Here is a 19,775-nt window from a genome sequence, read left to right as displayed (position 1 = left end):
CTTACCATGCCTGTAAAAATCTTAATGGTTTGTTTAGGGAACATCTGCAGATCTCCTTTAGCAGAAGGGATTTTAGCCTCTAAATTACCTCAAGATAAATTTTTAGTTGATTCTGCAGGAACAGGCTCATGGCATGTTGGCCATTGTCCAGACAAACGTTCTATTGAAGTGGCTAAAAAAAACGGAATCAACATTAGCGCGCAAAAAGGGAGACAAATTCAAGTTTCTGATTTTGATAAATTTGATTATATCTATGTAATGGACAATTCGAATTTTCGCGATGTCATTCATTTAGCTAAAACTCCTGAGCATAAAAATAAAGTTCGTTTAATTTTAAACGATTTATTCCCAGACGAAAACGTCGATGTTCCAGATCCATATTACGGCTCCGCAAACGGTTTTGACGACGTTTACCAAATGCTGGACGAAGTAACTGATTTAATTGCTGATCAGCTTCTAAAAAAACACTCCTAATTCAATTGTTTCTAAAAAAGAGATAATTGAATTTTTTAATTTTAAACAAAAGCACATGAAATCTTTCGGAAAATTATATCTAATTCCAACAACAATGGGCGAAAGCGATCCAATGGATGTTTTACCTCAAACTGTTAGAAGAACGATAGAAGTTATCGACCATTATATTGTTGAAAACGACAAAACTGCCAGAAAATCTATAAAAGCAGTTTATCCAGAAAAAAAACAGTCTGAATTGGTTCTTTTTACTTTAAACAAAAGAACAGAAACTAGCGAACACCATGACTTCATCAAGCCTTTGTTAGAAGGAAAAAACATGGGATTAATGAGTGAAGCTGGCTGTCCAGGAGTTGCTGATCCTGGAGCCGCAATTGTAAAGTTGGCTCACGAAAAAGGGATTCAGGTTGTACCTTTGGTTGGGCCTTCTTCTATCCTATTGGCAATGATGGCTTCTGGAATGAATGGACAAAGTTTTACTTTTAACGGATATTTACCAATTGATAAAGACGAGAAAAAATCGGCAATTCGTCATTTTGAGAAATTATCTTACGATAAAAATCAATCGCAACTATTTATTGAAACTCCTTATAGAAACAACAAACTGATTGAAGATCTTTTGCAAATTTTAAGTCCTGCAACTCATCTTTGCATTGCAGCGGATATAACACTTCCAACAGAATTCATCAAAACAATGAAAATTTCTGATTGGAAAAAGTTAAAAGTTGACTTAGACAAACGTCCAGCGATTTTTATTATTCATAAAATGTAGGCCAACATTTAAATCTCGTTATCATGAAAAAGTTTTTATTTCTGATTTTATTCTGTTTTGCACAAAATATATTTTCTCAACACAAAGAACTTAAGAAATCCGCAGATGATTTACGAGACAATCTAAAAAATTACAAAGAGGAAGAAATAATTCTTGATGAAAATCATATTTATAATACTGCTGGATTAGAAATTCTTCCAAGCTTTCCTGGAGGCAGAGTAAAATTTAATCATTTTATAGATGACAATTATAAAAAGTCAAACAAAAGACCAACTCTTCAAGGAAAAGTCTTTGCAACTTTTGTAATTGAAAAAGATGGCTCACTAAGCGATATAAAAATAATGAGAGATATTGGATCTTGGTCAGGAGATGAACTTATACGTGTTCTAAAATTATCTCCTAAATGGAAAGCCGGAAAACAAAATGGAAAAGAAGTCAGAACTTTATATTCAATTGTGGTACCAGTACAAATTTAAAGCGTACTATTATTCAAAGTTCTCCCTTAATCAAACTTCACACTATGAGCAAACTTCCAAACGTAACCACAAGCATATTTACGGTAATGTCAAAAATGGCAGCCGAATATAATGCAATCAATCTTTCTCAAGGATTTCCAAATTTTCCTGTTGATGAAAGATTAACGGATATTGTTTCCCGATTAGCAAAGGAAAACGTTCACCAATATACACCAATGGCAGGTTATCCTCCCTTGATGAACAAAATTGCAAAATTAACTCAGGATTCTTATAGCAGAACAATAAATCCAGATGCAGAACTTTTGGTTACAGCTGGTGCAACTCAGGGAATTTTCACTACAATTTTAGCTTTAGTAAAAGAAAATGACGAAGTAATTATTCTCGATCCAAGTTACGATTCTTATGAATCTCCTGTTTTACTCTGCAAAGCAAAACCTATTCGAGTAGCGCTGAATGACGATTACATACCAAATTGGGAAAGGATTGAAAAAGCATGTTCTGCTAAAACCAGAATGATGATTATCAATAATCCGCATAATCCAACGGGGAAAATTTTAACCGAAAATGATTTTGTTCACTTAAAAAATCTTCTTGAAAAATATCCAGACATTATCATTTTGTCCGACGAAGTCTACGAATACATTACTTTCGAAGAAAAACATATTTCGGCGCATACAAAAGATTTTCTTTTAGATCGCTGTGTTATGGTTTCTTCTTTTGGAAAATCTTTTCATATAACAGGCTGGAAAATTGGGTATACTATTGCTCCTGAACATTTAATGAAAGAAATTAAAAAGGTTCACCAGTTTTTGGTTTTCAGCGTAAACAGTATTTCTCAGTTTGCAATTAGCGAATATTTAGATGTTGTCGATGTGAATCTTCTTGGAAAATTCTATCAGGAAAAAAGAGATTATTTCCAGAAACTGCTTCAAAATAGCCGTTTTGAATTAAAACCTTGCGAGGGAACTTATTTTCAGGTTGCTTCTTATGCTAATATTTCAAATGATGACGATGTTACTTTCTGCAAAAATTTAATTATCGAACATGGTGTTGCTGCAATTCCAATTTCAACTTTCTACTCAGATCATAAAGACCAGAAACTGATACGTTTTTGTTTTGCCAAAGATGACTTCACGCTTGAATCTGCAGCAAAAAAATTATGTGATATATAAAATTTATTGAAATTTTATAACATTATTATGCGTGCATCCTATTTTATTTAACTAATATTGTAAAAAAAAGAAAAGTATGAGCTACACAGATAAAATGTTACGTGATGATGCTTTAAAAGGCAAAGTCATTGTCGTTACAGGCGGCGGAAGCGGTTTAGGCAAAGCTATGACCAAATATTTTCTCGAATTAGGAGCTCAAGTAGCGATAACTTCTAGAGACTTAGAAAAGTTAAAAACTACAGCTGCCGAACTGGAAAGCCAAACTGGAGGTAAATGTCTTCCTCTTCAATGTGATGTTCGTCATTACGAGGAAGTAGAAAATATGCTTCAAGAAACTTTAAAAGTTTTCGGAAAAGTAGATGTTCTTTTAAATAATGCTGCAGGAAATTTTATTTCGCCAACAGAAAGATTATCTGCAAATGCATTTGACACTGTTATAGATATTGTACTTAAAGGTTCTAAAAACTGTACGCTTGCTTTTGGAAAACACTGGATTGACACGAAACAAACTTCGGCTACGATTTTAAATATAGTAACTACTTACGCTTGGACAGGATCTGCTTATGTTGTTCCTAGTGCTACGGCAAAAGCTGGAGTTTTGGCAATGACAAGAAGTCTTGCTGTAGAATGGGCAAAATATGGAATTCGTTCTAACGCGATTGCACCGGGACCATTTCCAACAAAAGGAGCTTGGGACAGATTATTGCCTGGAGATCTTTCAGAAAAGTTTGACATGGCTAAAAAAGTGCCATTAAAAAGAGTTGGAGACCACCAAGAATTAGCAAATTTAGCTGCTTATTTAGTTTCCGATTTCTCTTCATACATTAACGGAGATGTAATCACAATTGATGGAGGCGAATGGTTAAAAGGCGCTGGACAGTTCAATTTATTAGAAGCAATTCCAGAAGAACTTTGGGATCAGCTTGAAATGATGATTAAAGCAAAAAAGAATAAATAATTACAAGTGCTTACTAAATTCAGAATATTTTTTTTAAACTATACTGATTGCACGAAATCCCGAAGGTTTACTTTCGGGATTTTTTTTTATTTTTCACCATATAAGTTCATATAAGAGATTATAAGTCTAGTGGGGATTTTTTAAAGTTCTTTAAGTCAAAAAAGAACTATTTATATTTACTTATATTGCTTAAATGATTTAAAACAAATAATTCGGTCTTTTATCAATATAACGGCAATAATTTCAGTTAAGTAACATTTTGCTTAAACATTTTCTAAGTAAATTTTACTTACGTTACTTATGTGTTTAAAATCATAATATTTTAATACAATTCAGTTAAATTATTATTTTTGCCAAACAAATATCAAACAAAAATTTTATGCTCATTATCGGACTTGCAGGAGGAACAGGAAGTGGAAAAACTACAGTAGTGCACCAAATTATGAATGAATTACCAGACACAGAAGTTGGGGTAATTTCTCAGGATTCATACTACAAACAAACCGATAATTTATCGTTTGACGAAAGAGCATTGATCAATTTTGATCACCCGCGTGCAATTGATTTCGAATTATTGGTAAAACATTTAAAAGCTCTTAAAGCTGGAGAAACAATCGATCAGCCAGTGTATTCTTTTATTCAGCACAACAGAACAGACGATACCGTTTCTACTCATCCAAGAAAAGTGATGATTGTGGAAGGAATCTTAATTTTGACTAATCCAGAATTACGTGATATGTTTGATATTAAAATCTTCGTTCATGCAGATTCTGACGAAAGATTAATTCGTCGTCTAAAAAGAGATATTTCAGAACGCGGACGTGATATTGACGAAGTTTTAAACCGTTACCAAACGACTTTAAAACCTATGCACGAGCAATTTATAGAACCATCTAAGGCTTTTGCAGACATTATTATTCCGAATGATAAATACAACACGGTAGCAATAGATGTAGTTCGCGCTGTAATTAATCAGAGAATTTCATAATTTTTATCGTAAATTTAAACCATAATAATTAGGAGCTTATTACCGCCTTTATCTTTTTATGGCCTCATTAAAGAAACGAGACCATAAAAAGAATACCGGCTCAAACGGAGTTCACTGAACACAAATAAAAAACAATGTCTCGGCGAAGTAATCGGGGCTAGAAATAACAAATTCAAAAGAAATATTCGTTTAAAATGAAATTTAAAAATCCATACAAAGACAAAAGATGGTTCAAGTACCTAGGCAACAAATATGTTTGGGTTTTGCTGTTTTTTATTGTTTGGATGTTATTTTTAGACAATTACTCTTATTTTGACCATCGTTTTTTAGATGAGCAAATTCATGAACTTGAGGATAATAAAAAATATTATCAGGAAGAAATCAGAAAAGATCAGGAGCAGATTAAACTGCTCAAAAATCCAGAACAAATTGAGAAATATGCACGCGAAAAGTATTTTATGAAAAAAGACAGCGAGGATATTTACATCATTCAATTTGAAGGAGACACGATTCAAGACAAAGAATAATCAAACAAAACAAAATGGCCACTACCCTATTCGACGATTTTAATCCGATTTCATCCAAACAATGGAAACAAAAAATTCAGTTTGAATTAGATGGAGCCGATTACAATCAAACTGTTATTTGGAATTCACCAGAAGATATTCAGGTAAAACCTTTTTATCATATAGATGAATTTACAAAAGCAGCCAATGTAAATACTCAAGCCTCAAATTTTAAAATCTGCCAAAATATCTTTGTTTTCGATGTAGAGAAATCTATCGAACGTGCTCTAAACACTTTAGAAAGAGGTGCAGAAAGTTTACGATTTACGATCCAGAATGAAAAAACTGATGTTCAGAAATTACTAGAGAATCTTCCTTTAGAAAACAAAATCGTTTACTTTAATTTCAATTTCATCTCAATCGATTTCGTTAAAAAATTAGACACGATTTCGATACAGAAAAAAGCCATTTTCTATTGTAATTTTGATCCGATTGGAGAATTAGCACGCGAAGGAAATTGGTTTATAACTCCAGAGAAAAATAATTTTGAGACATTGTCTTTATTATTCAAAAACACGACCAATCTAAATTTGTTAAGTGTTGATCTAGGATTATATCAAAATTCAGGAGCCAATATTACACAGCAAATTGCTTACAGCTTAGCGCACGCAAATGAATATTTAAACCGCTTTTCTGCCGAAACAAAATCAGTTGTTTTTCAGATTTCAGTTGGAACGAATTATTTCTTCGAAATTGCCAAACTTAGAGCACTTCGAATGCTTTTTGATTTAATTGCTAAAGAATATAATCCAGAAATAAAATGTCATTTCTTGGTAACTCCCACTAAACGAAACAAAACAATTTACGATTACAACGTAAATATGCTTCGCACCACAACCGAGTGCATGTCGGCAATTCTGGGTGGTGCAGATGCAATTGCCAATTTGCCTTATGATGCTTTATACCACAAAGACAACGAATTTGGAAATCGAATCTCTAGAAACCAGCTTTTGATCTTAAAGCACGAAAGTTATTTTGACAAAGTAAACAATCCAGCTGACGGAAGTTATTATATTGAAAGTTTAACGATGCAACTGGCTGAGAAAAGTTTAGCCTTATTTAAAGAAATTGAAGCCAACGGAGGTTTCTTGAAACTTTTAAACGATGGTACAATCAAAAAGAAGATTCAAGAAAGCGCCAATAAAGAACAGGAATTATTCGATTCTAAGAAAGAAATTCTTTTAGGAACAAATAAATATCCAAATAAAGAAGACAGAATGAAACAGGATTTAGAATTATTTCCTTTTGTAAAAATCAAACCAAGAAAAACATTAATTACACCAATTATCGAAAAAAGATTGGCAGAGAAAATGGAGCAAGAAAGACTGGAATTGGAATAATCTCAGAAAAAGTAATTAATTACAAATTCAAACAAAGCGTCTCAATGACAAGAAAAGACCTTAAACATATAAAGCTAGAAGTTAAAAGTCAGGAACCAGAAGTTAATTCTAATTCTGACAACTTCATTACAGCCGAAGGAATCGAAATCAAAAAAAACTATTCGGAGAAAGATATAGAAGATTTAGAATTTCTTGAGTTCGGAGCTGGTTTTGCACCCAATTTGCGCGGACCATACGCTACAATGTATGTAAGACGTCCGTGGACGATTCGCCAATATGCGGGATTTTCTACCGCAGAAGAAAGTAATGCTTTTTATAGAAAAAATTTAGCCGCAGGTCAAAAAGGACTTTCTATTGCGTTTGATTTACCAACGCATCGCGGTTACGATTCTGATCACGAAAGAGTTGTTGGTGATGTTGGAAAAGCTGGAGTTGCGATTGATTCTGTTGAAGACATGAAAGTGCTTTTCGATCAGATTCCGTTAGATGAAATGTCGGTTTCGATGACCATGAATGGAGCCGTTTTACCAATTATGGCTTTTTATATTGTTGCTGCCGAAGAACAAGGCGTTAGTCCAGAAAAATTAGCAGGAACAATTCAAAACGATATTTTAAAGGAGTTTATGGTTAGAAATACTTATATCTACCCTCCAACTCCTTCGATGAAAATTATTGCTGATATTTTTGAGTTTACGAGCAAGAAAATGCCAAAATTCAATTCTATTTCTATTTCTGGTTATCACATGCAAGAAGCTGGAGCAACTGCAGATATTGAATTGGCTTATACTTTGGCAGATGGTTTAGAATACATCAGAACTGGATTATCTACAGGAATGACCATTGACGATTTTGCTCCAAGATTATCTTTCTTTTGGGCAATTGGCATGAATCATTTTATGGAAATTGCCAAAATGAGAGCTGGACGTATGATTTGGGCAAAACTATTACAACAGTTTAATCCGAAAAGCGAAAAATCTTTAGCTTTAAGAACACATTGCCAAACTAGCGGATGGAGTTTAACAGAACAAGATCCATTTAACAATGTTGCCAGAACTTGTATAGAAGCTTCTGCAGCGGTTTTTGGAGGAACACAATCTCTTCATACCAATGCTTTAGATGAGGCAATTGCACTTCCAACAGATTTCTCTGCTAGAATTGCACGTAATACCCAAATTTTTCTTCAAGAAGAAACTAAAATAACCAAAACAGTAGATCCTTGGGCTGGTAGTTATTATGTTGAAAGTCTAACAAATGACATTGTTGAAAAAACGTGGAAGCTAATCGAAGAAGTTGAAGAACTTGGCGGAATGACCAAAGCCATTGAAGCTGGAATTCCGAAACTTCGAATTGAAGAGGCTGCGGCAAGAAAGCAAGCAAGAATTGACAGCGGACAAGATATTATTGTTGGTGTAAATAAATACCGTTTAGAAAAAGAAGATCCGTTGGATATTTTGGATGTAGACAATCAATTGGTTCGGAAACAGCAAATTGAACGTCTCGAAGAAATAAAACAAACGAGAGATTCTGAAAAAGTAAATAAGTCACTAGAAAAATTAATCCTTTGTGCACAAACCGGGCAAGGCAACTTACTAGAAATTGCAATTGAAGCTGCAAGAAACAGAGCAACATTAGGCGAAATCAGTAATGCATTGGAAACTGTTTTTGGCCGTTTTAAAGCACAAATTAAATCTTTTAGCGGAGTGTATAGTGCAGCAATAAAAAATGACGAGAATTTTGAGCGAGCAAAACAACTTGCAGATGTTTTTGCTAAACAAGAAGGTAGACGTCCTAGAATTATGATTGCAAAAATGGGACAAGATGGTCACGACCGAGGCGCAAAAGTGGTTGCAACAGGTTATGCCGATGTTGGTTTTGATGTTGATATTGGCCCTTTGTTTCAAACTCCCGCAGAAGCAGCAAAACAAGCCGTGGAGAATGACGTTCACATCTTAGGTGTTTCATCGCTTGCTGCTGGACACAAAACTTTGGTTCCGCAAGTAATAGAAGAACTAAAAAAACACGGACGTGAAGATATAATGGTAATTGTAGGTGGTGTTATTCCGTCTCAGGACTATCAATTCTTATTTGATGCTGGCGCATCGGCTGTTTTTGGTCCTGGAACTAAAATAAGTGAAGCAGCTATAAAAATCTTAGAAGCTTTAATAGATTAAAAAAGAAAATCCCTTTTTACAAGGGATTTTTCTTTTTTTCATTTAGTCGTTTACTGTTGCGTTACTATCTGCTTCTATAAAAGAAAGATCGTAACCTGCAAAATCTCTCATATAGCTTTTCAAAGAAGTTCCAAAAGCATCTCTAAAATGTCTGCTTCCTTTGTTTTTGAAAAAGTTCTTTACAGAACCTGCACCACCTAAATGCGCTGCAGCTAAAATTCCAGATTCGGTAATTTCAATACCACTGATGATTTTACCTTGATACTTTTCGATTTCGTAACGTAAAATCCATTTGTTTTTGGCTAACAAAGCCATAAAAGCTTTTTCTTGTAGCGCAGGATCTTTTAAAAAGGCTTTATTATCATTAATTCCGATTGCTCTTAAAGCTTTAGAACCAAATTGATATTTGCCCATATAACCAAGAGAATTTACTAGTCTGTATTGCCCTTGTGATTCTTTAAAAGCTACTGCTTCTTTAAATCCTATTAGATGATTTCCTGTGTATGGGACGTTGGTGTTTGGATAATCATCTTTTTCTTTTGATGGAAAAATGTATTCTGATCCATCTGTTTTTTCAATTAAAAACCAAGGTTTGGTTTCTTTTTCTGAGGGAATAAATCCCAAACTTAAAAATGTAATAATAACGACTAAACTCGCATAAAAATACCATTTCTTTATCATAAATTGTTTTTCTTCAAGACGCTGTCACCCTCTTGAAATTTCTACGGTGCAAAGATAAGTCTTTTCAAAATATACTATAAATCAACACTTTAACATTTACCACTTAAAAACGCAATTCGCTTTCATCCCAGATATACTAATGGATTCCGAAAGATTTGAAGTGACTTATTTCATCTCTAAAAATTGAAATTTTGGGTCAAAAAAAATCGCATTTTATAGAAATTTTAAGCTTTTTCTATAAAAAAGAAAGAATTAACCTACATAAAAAATGTAGTTTTTATGCAGATTTTGAAAAGGTGGTTTTCGAATTTTATAAAATTCATTATTAAAAAATGGTTATTTTTTTATTATGCCAAATCGAAAAATACACAAAATAGCAATTTCATAATTTTTCAATTTCAAAGACTTTTTTACATCAGAAAAAAACAAAAAAACCGAAGCAAAATTGACTTCGGTTTTCTAATATTATTTAAACAAATCAGATTATCTTGTTACTCCTTGACTTGCAATCCAGTCTGAATATTTTTTTGCATTTACATTATGTTCTGCTAGTGTTGCAGCAAATTCATGATATCCGAAACGATCAACACTTGCACAGAAATAGATATAATCGTTCTTTTCTGGGTTTAAAACTGCTTCTAAAGCTGTAATATCAGGCATTGCAATTGGTCCTGGAGGAAGTCCTTTATTTACATAAGTATTATATGGAGATCTCATTACCAAATCATTATAAAAAACTCGTTTAATAACTTGATCAAAATCGTTGTCTCTTAATTTTAAAGCATAAATAACTGTTGGATCTGCTTGTAATGGCATTTCTAAACGCAAACGGTTTAAATAAACACCAGCAATACGAGGTCTTTCGTCTTTCTTAACGGATTCTTTATGGACAATTGAAGCTAAAATAGTAGCTTGAACTGGGGTTAAACCTTGTGCTTTTGCTTTAGCGATTCTATCTGCTGTCCAGAAATTATGATATTCTTTAATCATCTTATCACGAAACTTTTCTGCCGATGTATTCCAATAAATCTCATAAGTATTAGGAATAAACATTGCAAAGACGTTTTCTTCATTAAATCCGTTTGCAGCTAAGAAAGTAGAATCTTTTATAGCTTTCATTAATGATAAGCTGTCTGCTTCGATTTCTTTTCCGATTCTTCCAGCAAAATTCTCTAAACGCTCCTGATTATTAAAAACTAACTTAACCGGAATATTAGAACGCATGGCACGAACTAGATCAATGTTGTTCATATCTTTCTTTAGAAGAAAACGACCCGATTTTACATTTTGTGGATAATCTCTTTTTTCGGCAACCATTTCAAAGTTGTCAAAATTCTTTATATAAGGTTCCAAAATTTTCTTTACATCGGCATAATTAGCGTCTGTAGGCACGTAAACATATACTTCTTTCTCTTCAAACTTAGTATTAGAACTAAAAATTTTACTAACTAGAATAAAACCATATATCAATAAAACTGAAATTATGGCTACGGCACTTATTGTGATTATTTTCTTTAGACTCAAAGTTTAAAATTTAAATGTGTTTATTAATTAATTGATAAATTGCTTCATCTTGATAATGATTATGATACAAAATCCAATCTTTTTTGATTCCGATTTTCTTAAAACCAAATTTAGTAAAAAGTGCAAGACTAGCGACATTTTGCACACCAATATTTGCATACAATTGATGGAGATTTAAATTATAGAAAGAATACTTTATTAAAAGCTCTAAAGCCTCAGAACCAATATTTTTCCCTTGATTTTCGTCTTTCTGAATAACAATGCCAATTCCTGCTCTATTATTTCTAGGATCAAAATCAAACAAATCAATCAATCCTATAGCTGGAAAATCTTCGTCCTGACAAATTGCCAAACGAAGCTGTTTTGCTTCATAAATATCCTGATGGGCATTTTCTAAATATTGTTTAATCAAAAAACGGCTGTAGGGAGTTTGCGTATTGCTAACTTCCCAGATATTCTCATCATTTTCTATAGAATAAATGAACTCTAAATCTTGAGGTTCGAGTGCACGCAAATAAATCGAATCGCCTTTTAATGTTATCATTTAGATATTTCAGATTTTAGATTGTAGATTTTAAATTTTAAAATCTCTTCTGGATTTTGGTATTTAAAAATTGGTGTTTTTAAATTAAATTTCAATTATTCCTTTAAATACGAATTTTGCAGGTCCAGTTAAGAAAACATTCGTATAGCCATTATTATCTTTATCAAAAGAAACAACAAGTTTTCCGCCTTCAACATTTAAGTTTATTGATGTTTTATCTGTTTCTCCAATGGCATTCATTGCAATTGCCACTGCTGTAGCACCTGTTCCGCACGCAAGAGTTTCGTCTTCAACACCTCTTTCATACGTTCTTAAGGAAAAAGTATCGTTATCTACTTTTTTTACAAAATTGACATTGCTGCCTTTTTCGCCATACAATTCACCATAACGAATTGCAGCTCCTTTTTCTTTTACATTATAATGTTCCAAATCATCTACAATCTGAACATGATGAGGCGAACCAGTATTTAGGAAAGTATAAGAATCTTTTTTCTGAATTTCGTTTACATCAATCATTTGCAACGAAACAATTGAATCGGCATTTACTGAAGCATGATGCAATCCGTCAGTAGCAATAAAAGTTGTTTTATCATCAATTACTCCTAATTGATTGGCAAAAGCAACAAGACAGCGACCGCCATTGCCGCACATCGAACTTTGGTTTCCGTCAGAGTTGTAATACACCATTCTAAAATCGGTTTCGGTATCATTTTCTAAAAGAATTAATCCATCAGCTCCAATTCCGAAACGTCTGTCGCACAGACGTTCAATAAGTTTTACATCGTCTTTTGGGAAAAAATTTGAACGGTTATCAATCATTACAAAATCATTTCCTGTACCTTGATATTTATAAAATTCTACTTGCATTTTTTAGTTGTTAGAAATACAAAAGTACGAACTATTAATTAATGAAATGTTAATCATTGTTAAAGAGCGTTAAACCGTTTTTCCAAATAATTTTTTGAAGTAATTTTACGTTAAATAAAACATGAAACTTAAATTCTAATAACTTAATTACAAATTCTAATATGAAAAGATTTTCAGCCTTATTTTTAGTATCATTGTTAAGTGGTGCTATTACTCTTGGTGCTTACAAGTTATTATTTGAAAGCAACAATTCTTTTTTTGGCAAAGGAAATTCTGTTGTAACCCTTGCCCCTAACTCTTATGGAAAAAATGTTGGTCTAGGAGCTGAAACACTCGATTTTACCGAAGCCGCAGACAAGACTGTTCATACTGTTGTTCACGTAAAAAATGTTTCGAGAAGAACTGTAAGCAACCCAATGCTCGAATTTTTCTACGGATACGGCGGGCAACAACAGCAAGAACAAGTAGGAACTGGTTCTGGTGTAATTATCTCTGAAGACGGATACATTGTGACCAACAATCACGTAATCAAAGACGCGACAGAAATTGAAATTACTTTAAACAATAAAAAATCATACAAAGCGAAGTTAATTGGTACAGATTCTAAAATGGACATCGCTCTTTTAAAAATCAATGCCGATGAGAAACTTCCTTACACTGCTTTTGCCAATTCTGATAATGTAAAAGTTGGAGAATGGGTGTTGGCAGTTGGAAACCCGTATAATTTAACTTCAACAGTAACTGCAGGAATTGTTTCGGCGAAAGCCAGAAATTTAGACCAAAGCGGAATCCAATCTTTCATTCAAACTGATGCCGCGGTAAACCCAGGTAATAGTGGTGGAGCGTTAGTAAATGCGAGAGGTGAATTAATTGGAATTAATACCATGATTTCTTCAATGACAGGTTCTTATGTTGGATATTCTTTTGCCGTTCCTTCTAATATTGCTCGAAAAATTATCGAGGATATTATGGAATATGGAAATGTTCAAAGAGGTATTCTTGGTGTTGAAGGAGGCGAATTGAATGCCACAGCTTCTAAAGAATTAGGAGTAACAGAAACGCAAGGATTCTATATTAATAGAGTTTCTAAAAATTCAGGAGCAGAAAAAGCTGGTCTGACAAAAGGAGATATTATCGTAAAACTGGATGATCAAAATATTGCAACTTATGCTGATTTATCGGGTTATATCAATACAAAACGTCCAAACGATGTTGTAAAAGTAACTTATATTAAAGAAGGGAAAACAAAAACGGTTCCTGTAACTTTAAGTAAAAACGAGTTTTACAGCGCTGAATTTAAAGGAATCGAATTAGAAAACATTGATGCTACTGACAAGAAAAAATTTAGAATTGATTACGGTGTTAAAATTAAAAACATAAGCAATGAGAATTTAATGCAATATCAAAACGAATTACTAGGAAATATTATTCTTAGCATTGATAATGTAAAAGCGACAAATGTTGAAACTGTTTCTAAACTTTTAAGCAAAAAAGACGAAGGACAAAGCGTAAGAATTGAAATGATCAACAGAAATGGAGAGATTTTCAGAATAATTATTTAAGTCGCAGTTTTCAGTCACAGTTTTCAGTTACTAAAAACTGTAAACTGTGACTGCGACTGAAAACTTCAAAAAAGCCATCTTAAGAAAATTAAGGTGGCTTTTTTATTTTCAAAAATAAATGCTAAAATAGTTTACGAAATCGATTGAAATAGATACTTTTGCGCAAAATTTTAAAATAGTGAGCATTTTATTTTTTCAATTATGAGTAACAAATCATTGTACCAAAAAGAGGTATCCTTACAAGTCGACCGAAGAAAAGCCGGCGTCGAATTAATTAAAATCATAAGCGATTTATGGTATGACAAATCAATCGAAATGGTTTTATTCAAAAATCAATTATTGGATAAAAACGTTAGCGATATTATCAATCTTCATCAATATGCTGGAGAATTTGTAGGCAAACCAATCACCATTTTTGATTCGGTTGAAATCGCAAGAGTTGTCTTATCATTAGATCTTCCGCCAGCAAAAATAGATTTAGGAAAACTTACTTATGAATATCGCCTAGAGGACGAAAAATATCCAGATGCAAGATATTTTGTTATTGATAAGCTGAAAAAAGCAAAATCTTCAAAAGAAATTCAACCAAAAGACGTTGTTTTATATGGTTTTGGAAGAATCGGACGTTTATTAGCAAGAGAGCTAATGTCGAAAACTGGAAAAGGAAATCAATTGCGCCTTAGAGCAATTGTAACACGCGATAAGAACGATGCAACGAGCTTAGAGAAACGAGCTTCTCTATTACGATATGACTCCATTCATGGCGATTTTCAAGGATCTGTAATAGCCGATACTAAAAACAATGCTTTAATTATAAACGGAACAACTGTTCATATCATTACAGCCAATTCACCAGAAGAAATCGATTATACAGCATACGGAATAAATGATGCTTTAGTGATTGATAATACTGGAGCATTTACAACCGAAGAAGCATTAAAAAGACATTTAACTTCAAACGGAGCTAGTAAAGTTTTACTGACTGCTCCTGGAAAAGGCATTCCAAATATTGTACATGGTGTAAATCATAACGATTTCAATCCCGACGAAGTAAATATTTTTTCAGCTGCATCTTGCACAACAAATGCTATAACTCCAATTCTAAAAGTTGTTGAAGAAACTCTTGGGGTTGTAAAAGGGCATTTAGAAACGATTCATGCCTATACAAACGACCAAAATTTGGTTGATAACATGCATAAAAAATACCGTCGCGGGAGAGCAGCTGCTTTAAACATGGTTATTACCGAAACTGGCGCAGGAAGTGCTGTAGCAAAAGCTTTACCATCATTAGAAGGCAAACTAACTTCAAATGCGATTCGCGTCCCAGTTCCAAATGGGTCTCTGGTCGTTTTAAATTTAGAAGTTAAAAAGCCAACATCTATTACAGCAATCAACAAAATTATGAAGAAATATGCTCTAGAAGGAGAACTTGTGGAGCAGATAAAATATTCTTTAAATAACGAACTCGTTTCATCTGATATTGTCGGCACTTCTGCCCCGTCTATTTATGACAGCAATGCAACGATTGTTTCAAAGGACGGTAAAAATATAGTACTTTATATTTGGTACGATAACGAATATGGTTACAGCCATCAAGTTATTCGTTTGGCAAAATATATTGCCAAAGTAAGACGTTATACTTATTATTAATTCAACCAAACTAACTTTTTTTCTTAAAACCATCAGGATCTTCTTGATGGTTTTTTGTTTTATTTTAAATAGGAAGAACAGTTGTACTTTTCACCTCCGAAATCACAAAAACGGTATTTATTAGAGAAACCTCAGGAAGAATAGATAATTTTTTTTGATGAAAATGATGATAACTTTCCATGTCTGGAATTATGATTTTCAGCATATAATCAAAGTTTCCTGAAACGTAATTACATTCGACAACCTCCGGTAAATTCAAAATCGACTGATTAAATCCTTCCGAAGTATCATAAGTCTGCTTTGTCAATGTAACTTGGCAATAAACTGTCAAATTATTTCCAAGTTTTTTCTTGTCAAGAAGCGTCACATATTTTTCGATAATTCCATCTTTTTCAAGACGTTTCACGCGGTCATGGACGGGAGTTAAAGACAAATTAATTTTGTTTGCAATGTCTTTTAATGTGTAATGTGCGTCTTCTTGTAAAAGACGTAGTATTTTTTTGTCAATTTCGTCTAAAGCCATAACGAAAACGTTTTATTAAAATTAGTAAGGATTAGTCATTTTTTCTTTTTGAGGAATGAATTTCACTTCAAAACAGAATATTTTTCTGTAAAAGTAAAAAATAAAATAATATTTTCTTATTTATAAGCCATTAAACCATAATTTATTCTCTATCTGTAGATTTGTAAAACAATTTCAATAAAAACAAAAAAATATAACAAAATGATAATAGGTGTTCCTAAAGAAATAAAAAATAACGAAAATAGAGTTGCGTTAACTCCTGCAGGTGTTTCTGAAATGAAAAAACACGGACATACAGTATATGTTCAATCTACTGCTGGTTTAGGAAGTGGTTTTGCCGATGCAGAATATGCTGAAGCTGGTGCAGTTGTTTTACCAACTATTGAAGAAGTTTATGCTATCGCTGAAATGATCATCAAAGTAAAAGAGCCAATTGCATCTGAATATCCATTAATCAAGAAAGATCAATTATTATTCACGTATTTCCACTTTGCTTCTTCAGAAGAATTAACGCATGCAATGTTAGAAAAAGGAGCTGTTTGTTTAGCTTATGAAACTGTAGAAAAAACAGACAGAAGCTTACCATTATTAGTTCCAATGTCTGAAGTTGCGGGTCGTATGGCAATTCAACAAGGAGCAAAATACCTTGAAAAACCATTAAAAGGAAGAGGAATTCTTTTAGGAGGTGTTCCAGGGGTTCCACCAGCAAAAGTATTAGTTTTAGGTGGAGGAATCGTAGGAACTCAAGCTGCTAAAATGGCTGCTGGATTAGGTGCTCAAGTTACAATTATGGACTTAAGCTTACCGCGTTTACGTCAATTGGATGATATCATGCCTGCAAATGTAAATACAGAAATGTCTAACCACTACAATATCACAAGAGCAATTAAAGATGCTGACTTAATTGTTGGAGCTGTTTTAATTCCCGGAGCAAAAGCGCCCCACTTAATTACTCGTGACATGCTAAAATTAATGCGTCCAGGAACTGTTGTTGTTGACGTAGCTGTAGACCAAGGAGGATGTATCGAAACTTGCACTCCAACAACTCACGAAAACCCAACCTTTATTATTGACGATATCGTTCATTATTGTGTAGCTAATATGCCAGGAGCTGTTCCTTACACTTCTACTTTAGCTTTAACAAACGCAACTTTACCATATGCTGTGCAATTAGCAAACAAAGGATGGGAAAAAGCATGTGCAGAAAATGAAGAATTGAAAAAAGGATTAAACGTAGCTAATGGAAAAATCCTTTACAAAGGAGTTGCAGAAGCTTGGAATCTTCCTTTTAACGAAGAAATAGTATTAGCAAACGCATAGTGTTAATACTTATATAAGTGCTTACTAAGTCACTATTACAAAAGGCTTTTCTTAATTGAAAAGCCTTTTTTTATGGCATAAAAAAACCTGTCACGAAGACAGGTTTTCAAAGCTTTATATTTTATTATTTTTTACTATCCAGAACTTCAGTCATAACTTTAGCTTCTGTGCCATTTGGAAACGTTACTTTGATTTTCTGCGCTATTGTTGGAGCAATCTCTGTTATAGCTTTCTTATCGTAAGATTCTCCTTTTTTAATATGCCAACCGTAAAAAATAGCAGGTACATGTGTATCATAGCTATAAATTGTACCATGCGATGTTCCTGTTGGAGTGTATTCAATCATTCCCGGTTTATCTACAATAACTAAATCACCATTTTGTGTAACATCATATCCTTTTGCTACAAAATTAAGAGCATAATCATTTCCAGCATTAGCTAAAATTTCTTCTTCCGTATAAACCTTCTTAACTTGTGGCTGAGTAATTAAAAACTTTTTAAAAGCTTCTTTTACTTTATCAAGATCTAACTTCTTATCCTTAATAATCTGCTTATTAAAGAAAACATTAAAGTTTGAATAATTTTGAACCAAATCTACACCGAAAGTCTTAACTGAAAAATCTTGTAAACTTTTCTTAACCTCTTTCGATGGATAATTGTCTACATTATATTTACGGTCTTTTAAATAAATAACATTTTCAGCACCAGCATGGTCAGCTGTTAAGAAAAGCAAATAATTTCCTTTCCCAACAGTTTTGTCAAGATATGCTAAAAAATCAGCAATTGTTTGATCCAATCTCAAGTAAGTATCTTGAAGCTCCATAGATCTAGGCCCAAGTAAATGCCCAACGTAGTCTGTAGAAGAAAAACTAACAGTTAAAAAATCTGTAACATTATCTTTTCCTAACTCTTCTTTCTCAATAGCTCTTTTTGCAAACTCAGCTAATAAATCATTTCCGAAAGGAGTTGCTCTAATAATCCCAGCATCATTTTTCTCATACATTGATTTTAAATCGTATGGAAAAACTGGTGCAGCACTTCCGTATAATTTCCCTTCATAAGGATTATTATCAGGAAGACTTTCATTATAAACAGAAGCTGGTTTGTATAAATCCCAACCTTTATTGATATACTTTAAGTAGTTTTTCTCATTATTAAATTCGGTAACCCAATCAGGTAATTTCTCCCCATAAAAAGTACTAGAAATAAAAGAACCTGTTTTACTATACCAAAATGCCCAGTTCGCAAAATGTCCTGCTGGCAATATAGCCCCACGGTCTTTCAAACTTAATCCAATTACTTTACCAGTAAAATTAGTAGCCATTCTAACTTCATCAGTAATTGTAGTACTCTGAAGGTTTTTTGGAGACATTGCACCTTCTTCTGCTGTACCGTCTCCTACTGTTTTAACACCTGCATCATCAGTACAGTACATCTCTTTACCAAGTGTTCTGCTAAACCATTCGTTACCTACAATTCCGTGAGTAGCTGGAGTTGTACCTGTGTAGATTGAAGCATGACCAGGAGCGGTATAAGTTGGCATATAATTGTAATGCATATTCTGGAAAGTAAATCCGTCATTCATTAATCTTTTAAAGCCATTTGGAGAAAAATCATCTGAAAAACGATATAAATATTCCATTTTCATTTGATCCACAACTATACCCACAACTAACTTTGGACGTTGTTGCGCACTTAAACCTGTTACAGCAAGAAGCGCTAACAATAAAATATTTTTCTTCATATTTAAAAAGTAATTTAAACACAAAAATACTCATTCAAATCCAAAAAGTCTAAAGTATCAATATTTAACCGCCAACAATTGACTATAATTTAACACTTATGGACTTTACAATTCAAATGCTTATGGCGTTTCCCCGCGGGCCGCGCTGTCCGCTATATCTTTTGCGGGGGAAGGATAATGGCGAAAGAGGCTTTTAGGTGTCCCGCAAAAGTATGCCGCTTCCATCGCTAACGCGGCATACCGCCTATGAGCGGCTATTGTCTTCTGCCGGGGCAGGCTTCTTTTCCAAAACCAATATAAACAGAAAAACCCTATCCGATCCGGATAGGGTTTTTCAAAAGAAAGGCGACGACATACTCTCCCACAATGATGCAGTACCATCTGCGCAGGCGGGCTTAACTTCTCTGTTCGGGATGGGAAGAGGTGAGCCCCGCCGCAATAACCAC

18 protein-coding genes and 1 rRNA gene are annotated in these 19,775 nt (G+C 33.4%); 12 read left to right on the top strand and 7 right to left on the bottom strand.

From position 1 onward, the window contains the following. Window positions 1-6: 6 nt before the first annotated feature. The 9 genes from AAYQ05_RS03520 to scpA all read left to right on the top strand — a co-directional run bounded on the left by AAYQ05_RS03520 (window position 7) and on the right by scpA (window position 8,914). Entirely contained in the window at window positions 7-474 is a 468-nt protein-coding gene (locus tag AAYQ05_RS03520; protein ID WP_343541181.1) for a low molecular weight protein-tyrosine-phosphatase, read from the top strand. A 55-nt stretch (window positions 475-529) separates the two neighbouring features. Then, window positions 530-1,243 (top strand): SAM-dependent methyltransferase, encoded by a 714-nt coding sequence (locus tag AAYQ05_RS03515; RefSeq protein ID WP_281633671.1) that lies wholly within the window; start codon window positions 530-532, stop codon window positions 1,241-1,243. A 23-nt stretch (window positions 1,244-1,266) separates the two neighbouring features. Further along, the gene (locus tag AAYQ05_RS03510; RefSeq protein WP_343541178.1) at window positions 1,267-1,719 is read left to right on the top strand and encodes an energy transducer TonB; all 453 of its coding nucleotides are present in this window, start codon (window positions 1,267-1,269) and stop codon (window positions 1,717-1,719) included. Window positions 1,720-1,763: 44 nt separating this feature from the next. Next, window positions 1,764-2,891 carry a methionine aminotransferase gene (locus tag AAYQ05_RS03505; RefSeq protein WP_343541177.1) on the top strand — a complete coding sequence of 376 codons (1,128 nt, stop codon included), beginning with the start codon at window positions 1,764-1,766 and terminating at the stop codon, window positions 2,889-2,891. Window positions 2,892-2,967: 76 nt separating this feature from the next. After that, complete coding sequence (locus tag AAYQ05_RS03500; RefSeq protein WP_008467969.1) at window positions 2,968-3,849, top strand: SDR family oxidoreductase; 882 nt, start codon at window positions 2,968-2,970, stop codon at window positions 3,847-3,849. 379 nt (window positions 3,850-4,228) lie between these two features. Then, window positions 4,229-4,837, top strand: a complete 609-nt coding sequence (gene udk / locus AAYQ05_RS03495; protein WP_008467967.1) for a uridine kinase — start codon at window positions 4,229-4,231, stop codon at window positions 4,835-4,837. Window positions 4,838-5,031: 194 nt separating this feature from the next. Further along, window positions 5,032-5,364 (top strand): FtsB family cell division protein, encoded by a 333-nt coding sequence (locus AAYQ05_RS03490; protein ID WP_343541175.1) that lies wholly within the window; start codon window positions 5,032-5,034, stop codon window positions 5,362-5,364. A gap of 14 nt (window positions 5,365-5,378) precedes the next feature. Further along, window positions 5,379-6,743, top strand: a complete 1,365-nt coding sequence (locus AAYQ05_RS03485; RefSeq protein ID WP_343541173.1) for a methylmalonyl-CoA mutase subunit beta — start codon at window positions 5,379-5,381, stop codon at window positions 6,741-6,743. A 44-nt stretch (window positions 6,744-6,787) separates the two neighbouring features. Next, window positions 6,788-8,914 carry a methylmalonyl-CoA mutase gene (scpA, locus tag AAYQ05_RS03480; protein ID WP_343541171.1) on the top strand — a complete coding sequence of 709 codons (2,127 nt, stop codon included), beginning with the start codon at window positions 6,788-6,790 and terminating at the stop codon, window positions 8,912-8,914. 42 nt (window positions 8,915-8,956) lie between these two features. Here scpA and AAYQ05_RS03475 read toward each other — a convergent pair whose 3' ends face one another. The 4 genes from AAYQ05_RS03475 to dapF all read right to left on the bottom strand — a co-directional run bounded on the left by AAYQ05_RS03475 (window position 8,957) and on the right by dapF (window position 12,530). Further along, window positions 8,957-9,595, bottom strand: coding sequence for a peptidoglycan-binding protein LysM (locus AAYQ05_RS03475; protein WP_286966798.1), 639 nt, complete (start codon window positions 9,593-9,595; stop codon window positions 8,957-8,959). A gap of 483 nt (window positions 9,596-10,078) precedes the next feature. Beyond that, window positions 10,079-11,119, bottom strand: a complete 1,041-nt coding sequence (gene mltG, locus AAYQ05_RS03470) for an endolytic transglycosylase MltG (protein WP_343541168.1) — start codon at window positions 11,117-11,119, stop codon at window positions 10,079-10,081. Window positions 11,120-11,129: 10 nt separating this feature from the next. After that, the gene (locus AAYQ05_RS03465; RefSeq protein ID WP_343541167.1) at window positions 11,130-11,663 is read right to left on the bottom strand and encodes a GNAT family N-acetyltransferase; all 534 of its coding nucleotides are present in this window, start codon (window positions 11,661-11,663) and stop codon (window positions 11,130-11,132) included. 84 nt (window positions 11,664-11,747) lie between these two features. Then, window positions 11,748-12,530, bottom strand: a complete 783-nt coding sequence (gene dapF, locus AAYQ05_RS03460) for a diaminopimelate epimerase (RefSeq protein WP_343541165.1) — start codon at window positions 12,528-12,530, stop codon at window positions 11,748-11,750. 161 nt (window positions 12,531-12,691) lie between these two features. On the opposite strand from dapF, the gene AAYQ05_RS03455 reads away from it, so the two are divergent. Together AAYQ05_RS03455 and AAYQ05_RS03450 are read left to right on the top strand one after the other, a co-directional pair. Then, complete coding sequence (locus AAYQ05_RS03455; protein ID WP_198858271.1) at window positions 12,692-14,092, top strand: trypsin-like peptidase domain-containing protein; 1,401 nt, start codon at window positions 12,692-12,694, stop codon at window positions 14,090-14,092. A gap of 201 nt (window positions 14,093-14,293) precedes the next feature. Then, window positions 14,294-15,742 carry a glyceraldehyde-3-phosphate dehydrogenase gene (locus AAYQ05_RS03450; RefSeq protein WP_343541162.1) on the top strand — a complete coding sequence of 483 codons (1,449 nt, stop codon included), beginning with the start codon at window positions 14,294-14,296 and terminating at the stop codon, window positions 15,740-15,742. A 64-nt stretch (window positions 15,743-15,806) separates the two neighbouring features. On the opposite strand, the gene AAYQ05_RS03445 is transcribed toward AAYQ05_RS03450, so the two are convergent. Continuing rightward, window positions 15,807-16,265 (bottom strand): Lrp/AsnC family transcriptional regulator, encoded by a 459-nt coding sequence (locus AAYQ05_RS03445; protein ID WP_073416996.1) that lies wholly within the window; start codon window positions 16,263-16,265, stop codon window positions 15,807-15,809. Window positions 16,266-16,466: 201 nt separating this feature from the next. Here AAYQ05_RS03445 and ald point away from each other — a divergent pair, with 201 nt between their 5' ends. After that, window positions 16,467-17,585 carry an alanine dehydrogenase gene (gene ald / locus AAYQ05_RS03440; protein WP_177212328.1) on the top strand — a complete coding sequence of 373 codons (1,119 nt, stop codon included), beginning with the start codon at window positions 16,467-16,469 and terminating at the stop codon, window positions 17,583-17,585. A 124-nt stretch (window positions 17,586-17,709) separates the two neighbouring features. Here ald and pafA read toward each other — a convergent pair whose 3' ends face one another. Both pafA and rrf read right to left on the bottom strand, forming a co-directional pair. Continuing rightward, on the bottom strand, window positions 17,710-19,329 hold the full coding sequence (pafA, locus tag AAYQ05_RS03435; RefSeq protein WP_343541158.1) for an alkaline phosphatase PafA: 1,620 nt from the start codon (window positions 19,327-19,329) through the stop codon (window positions 17,710-17,712). Window positions 19,330-19,669: 340 nt separating this feature from the next. After that, window positions 19,670-19,775, bottom strand: a 5S ribosomal RNA gene (gene rrf, locus AAYQ05_RS03430); the annotation flags it as partial.

The organism is Flavobacterium movens, assembly GCF_039581425.1.
Lineage (GTDB): Bacteria > Bacteroidota > Bacteroidia > Flavobacteriales > Flavobacteriaceae > Flavobacterium > Flavobacterium luteolum.
The sequence above is the reverse complement of the archived record's forward strand: the minus strand, read 5'-3'. Positions and strand labels throughout refer to the sequence as shown.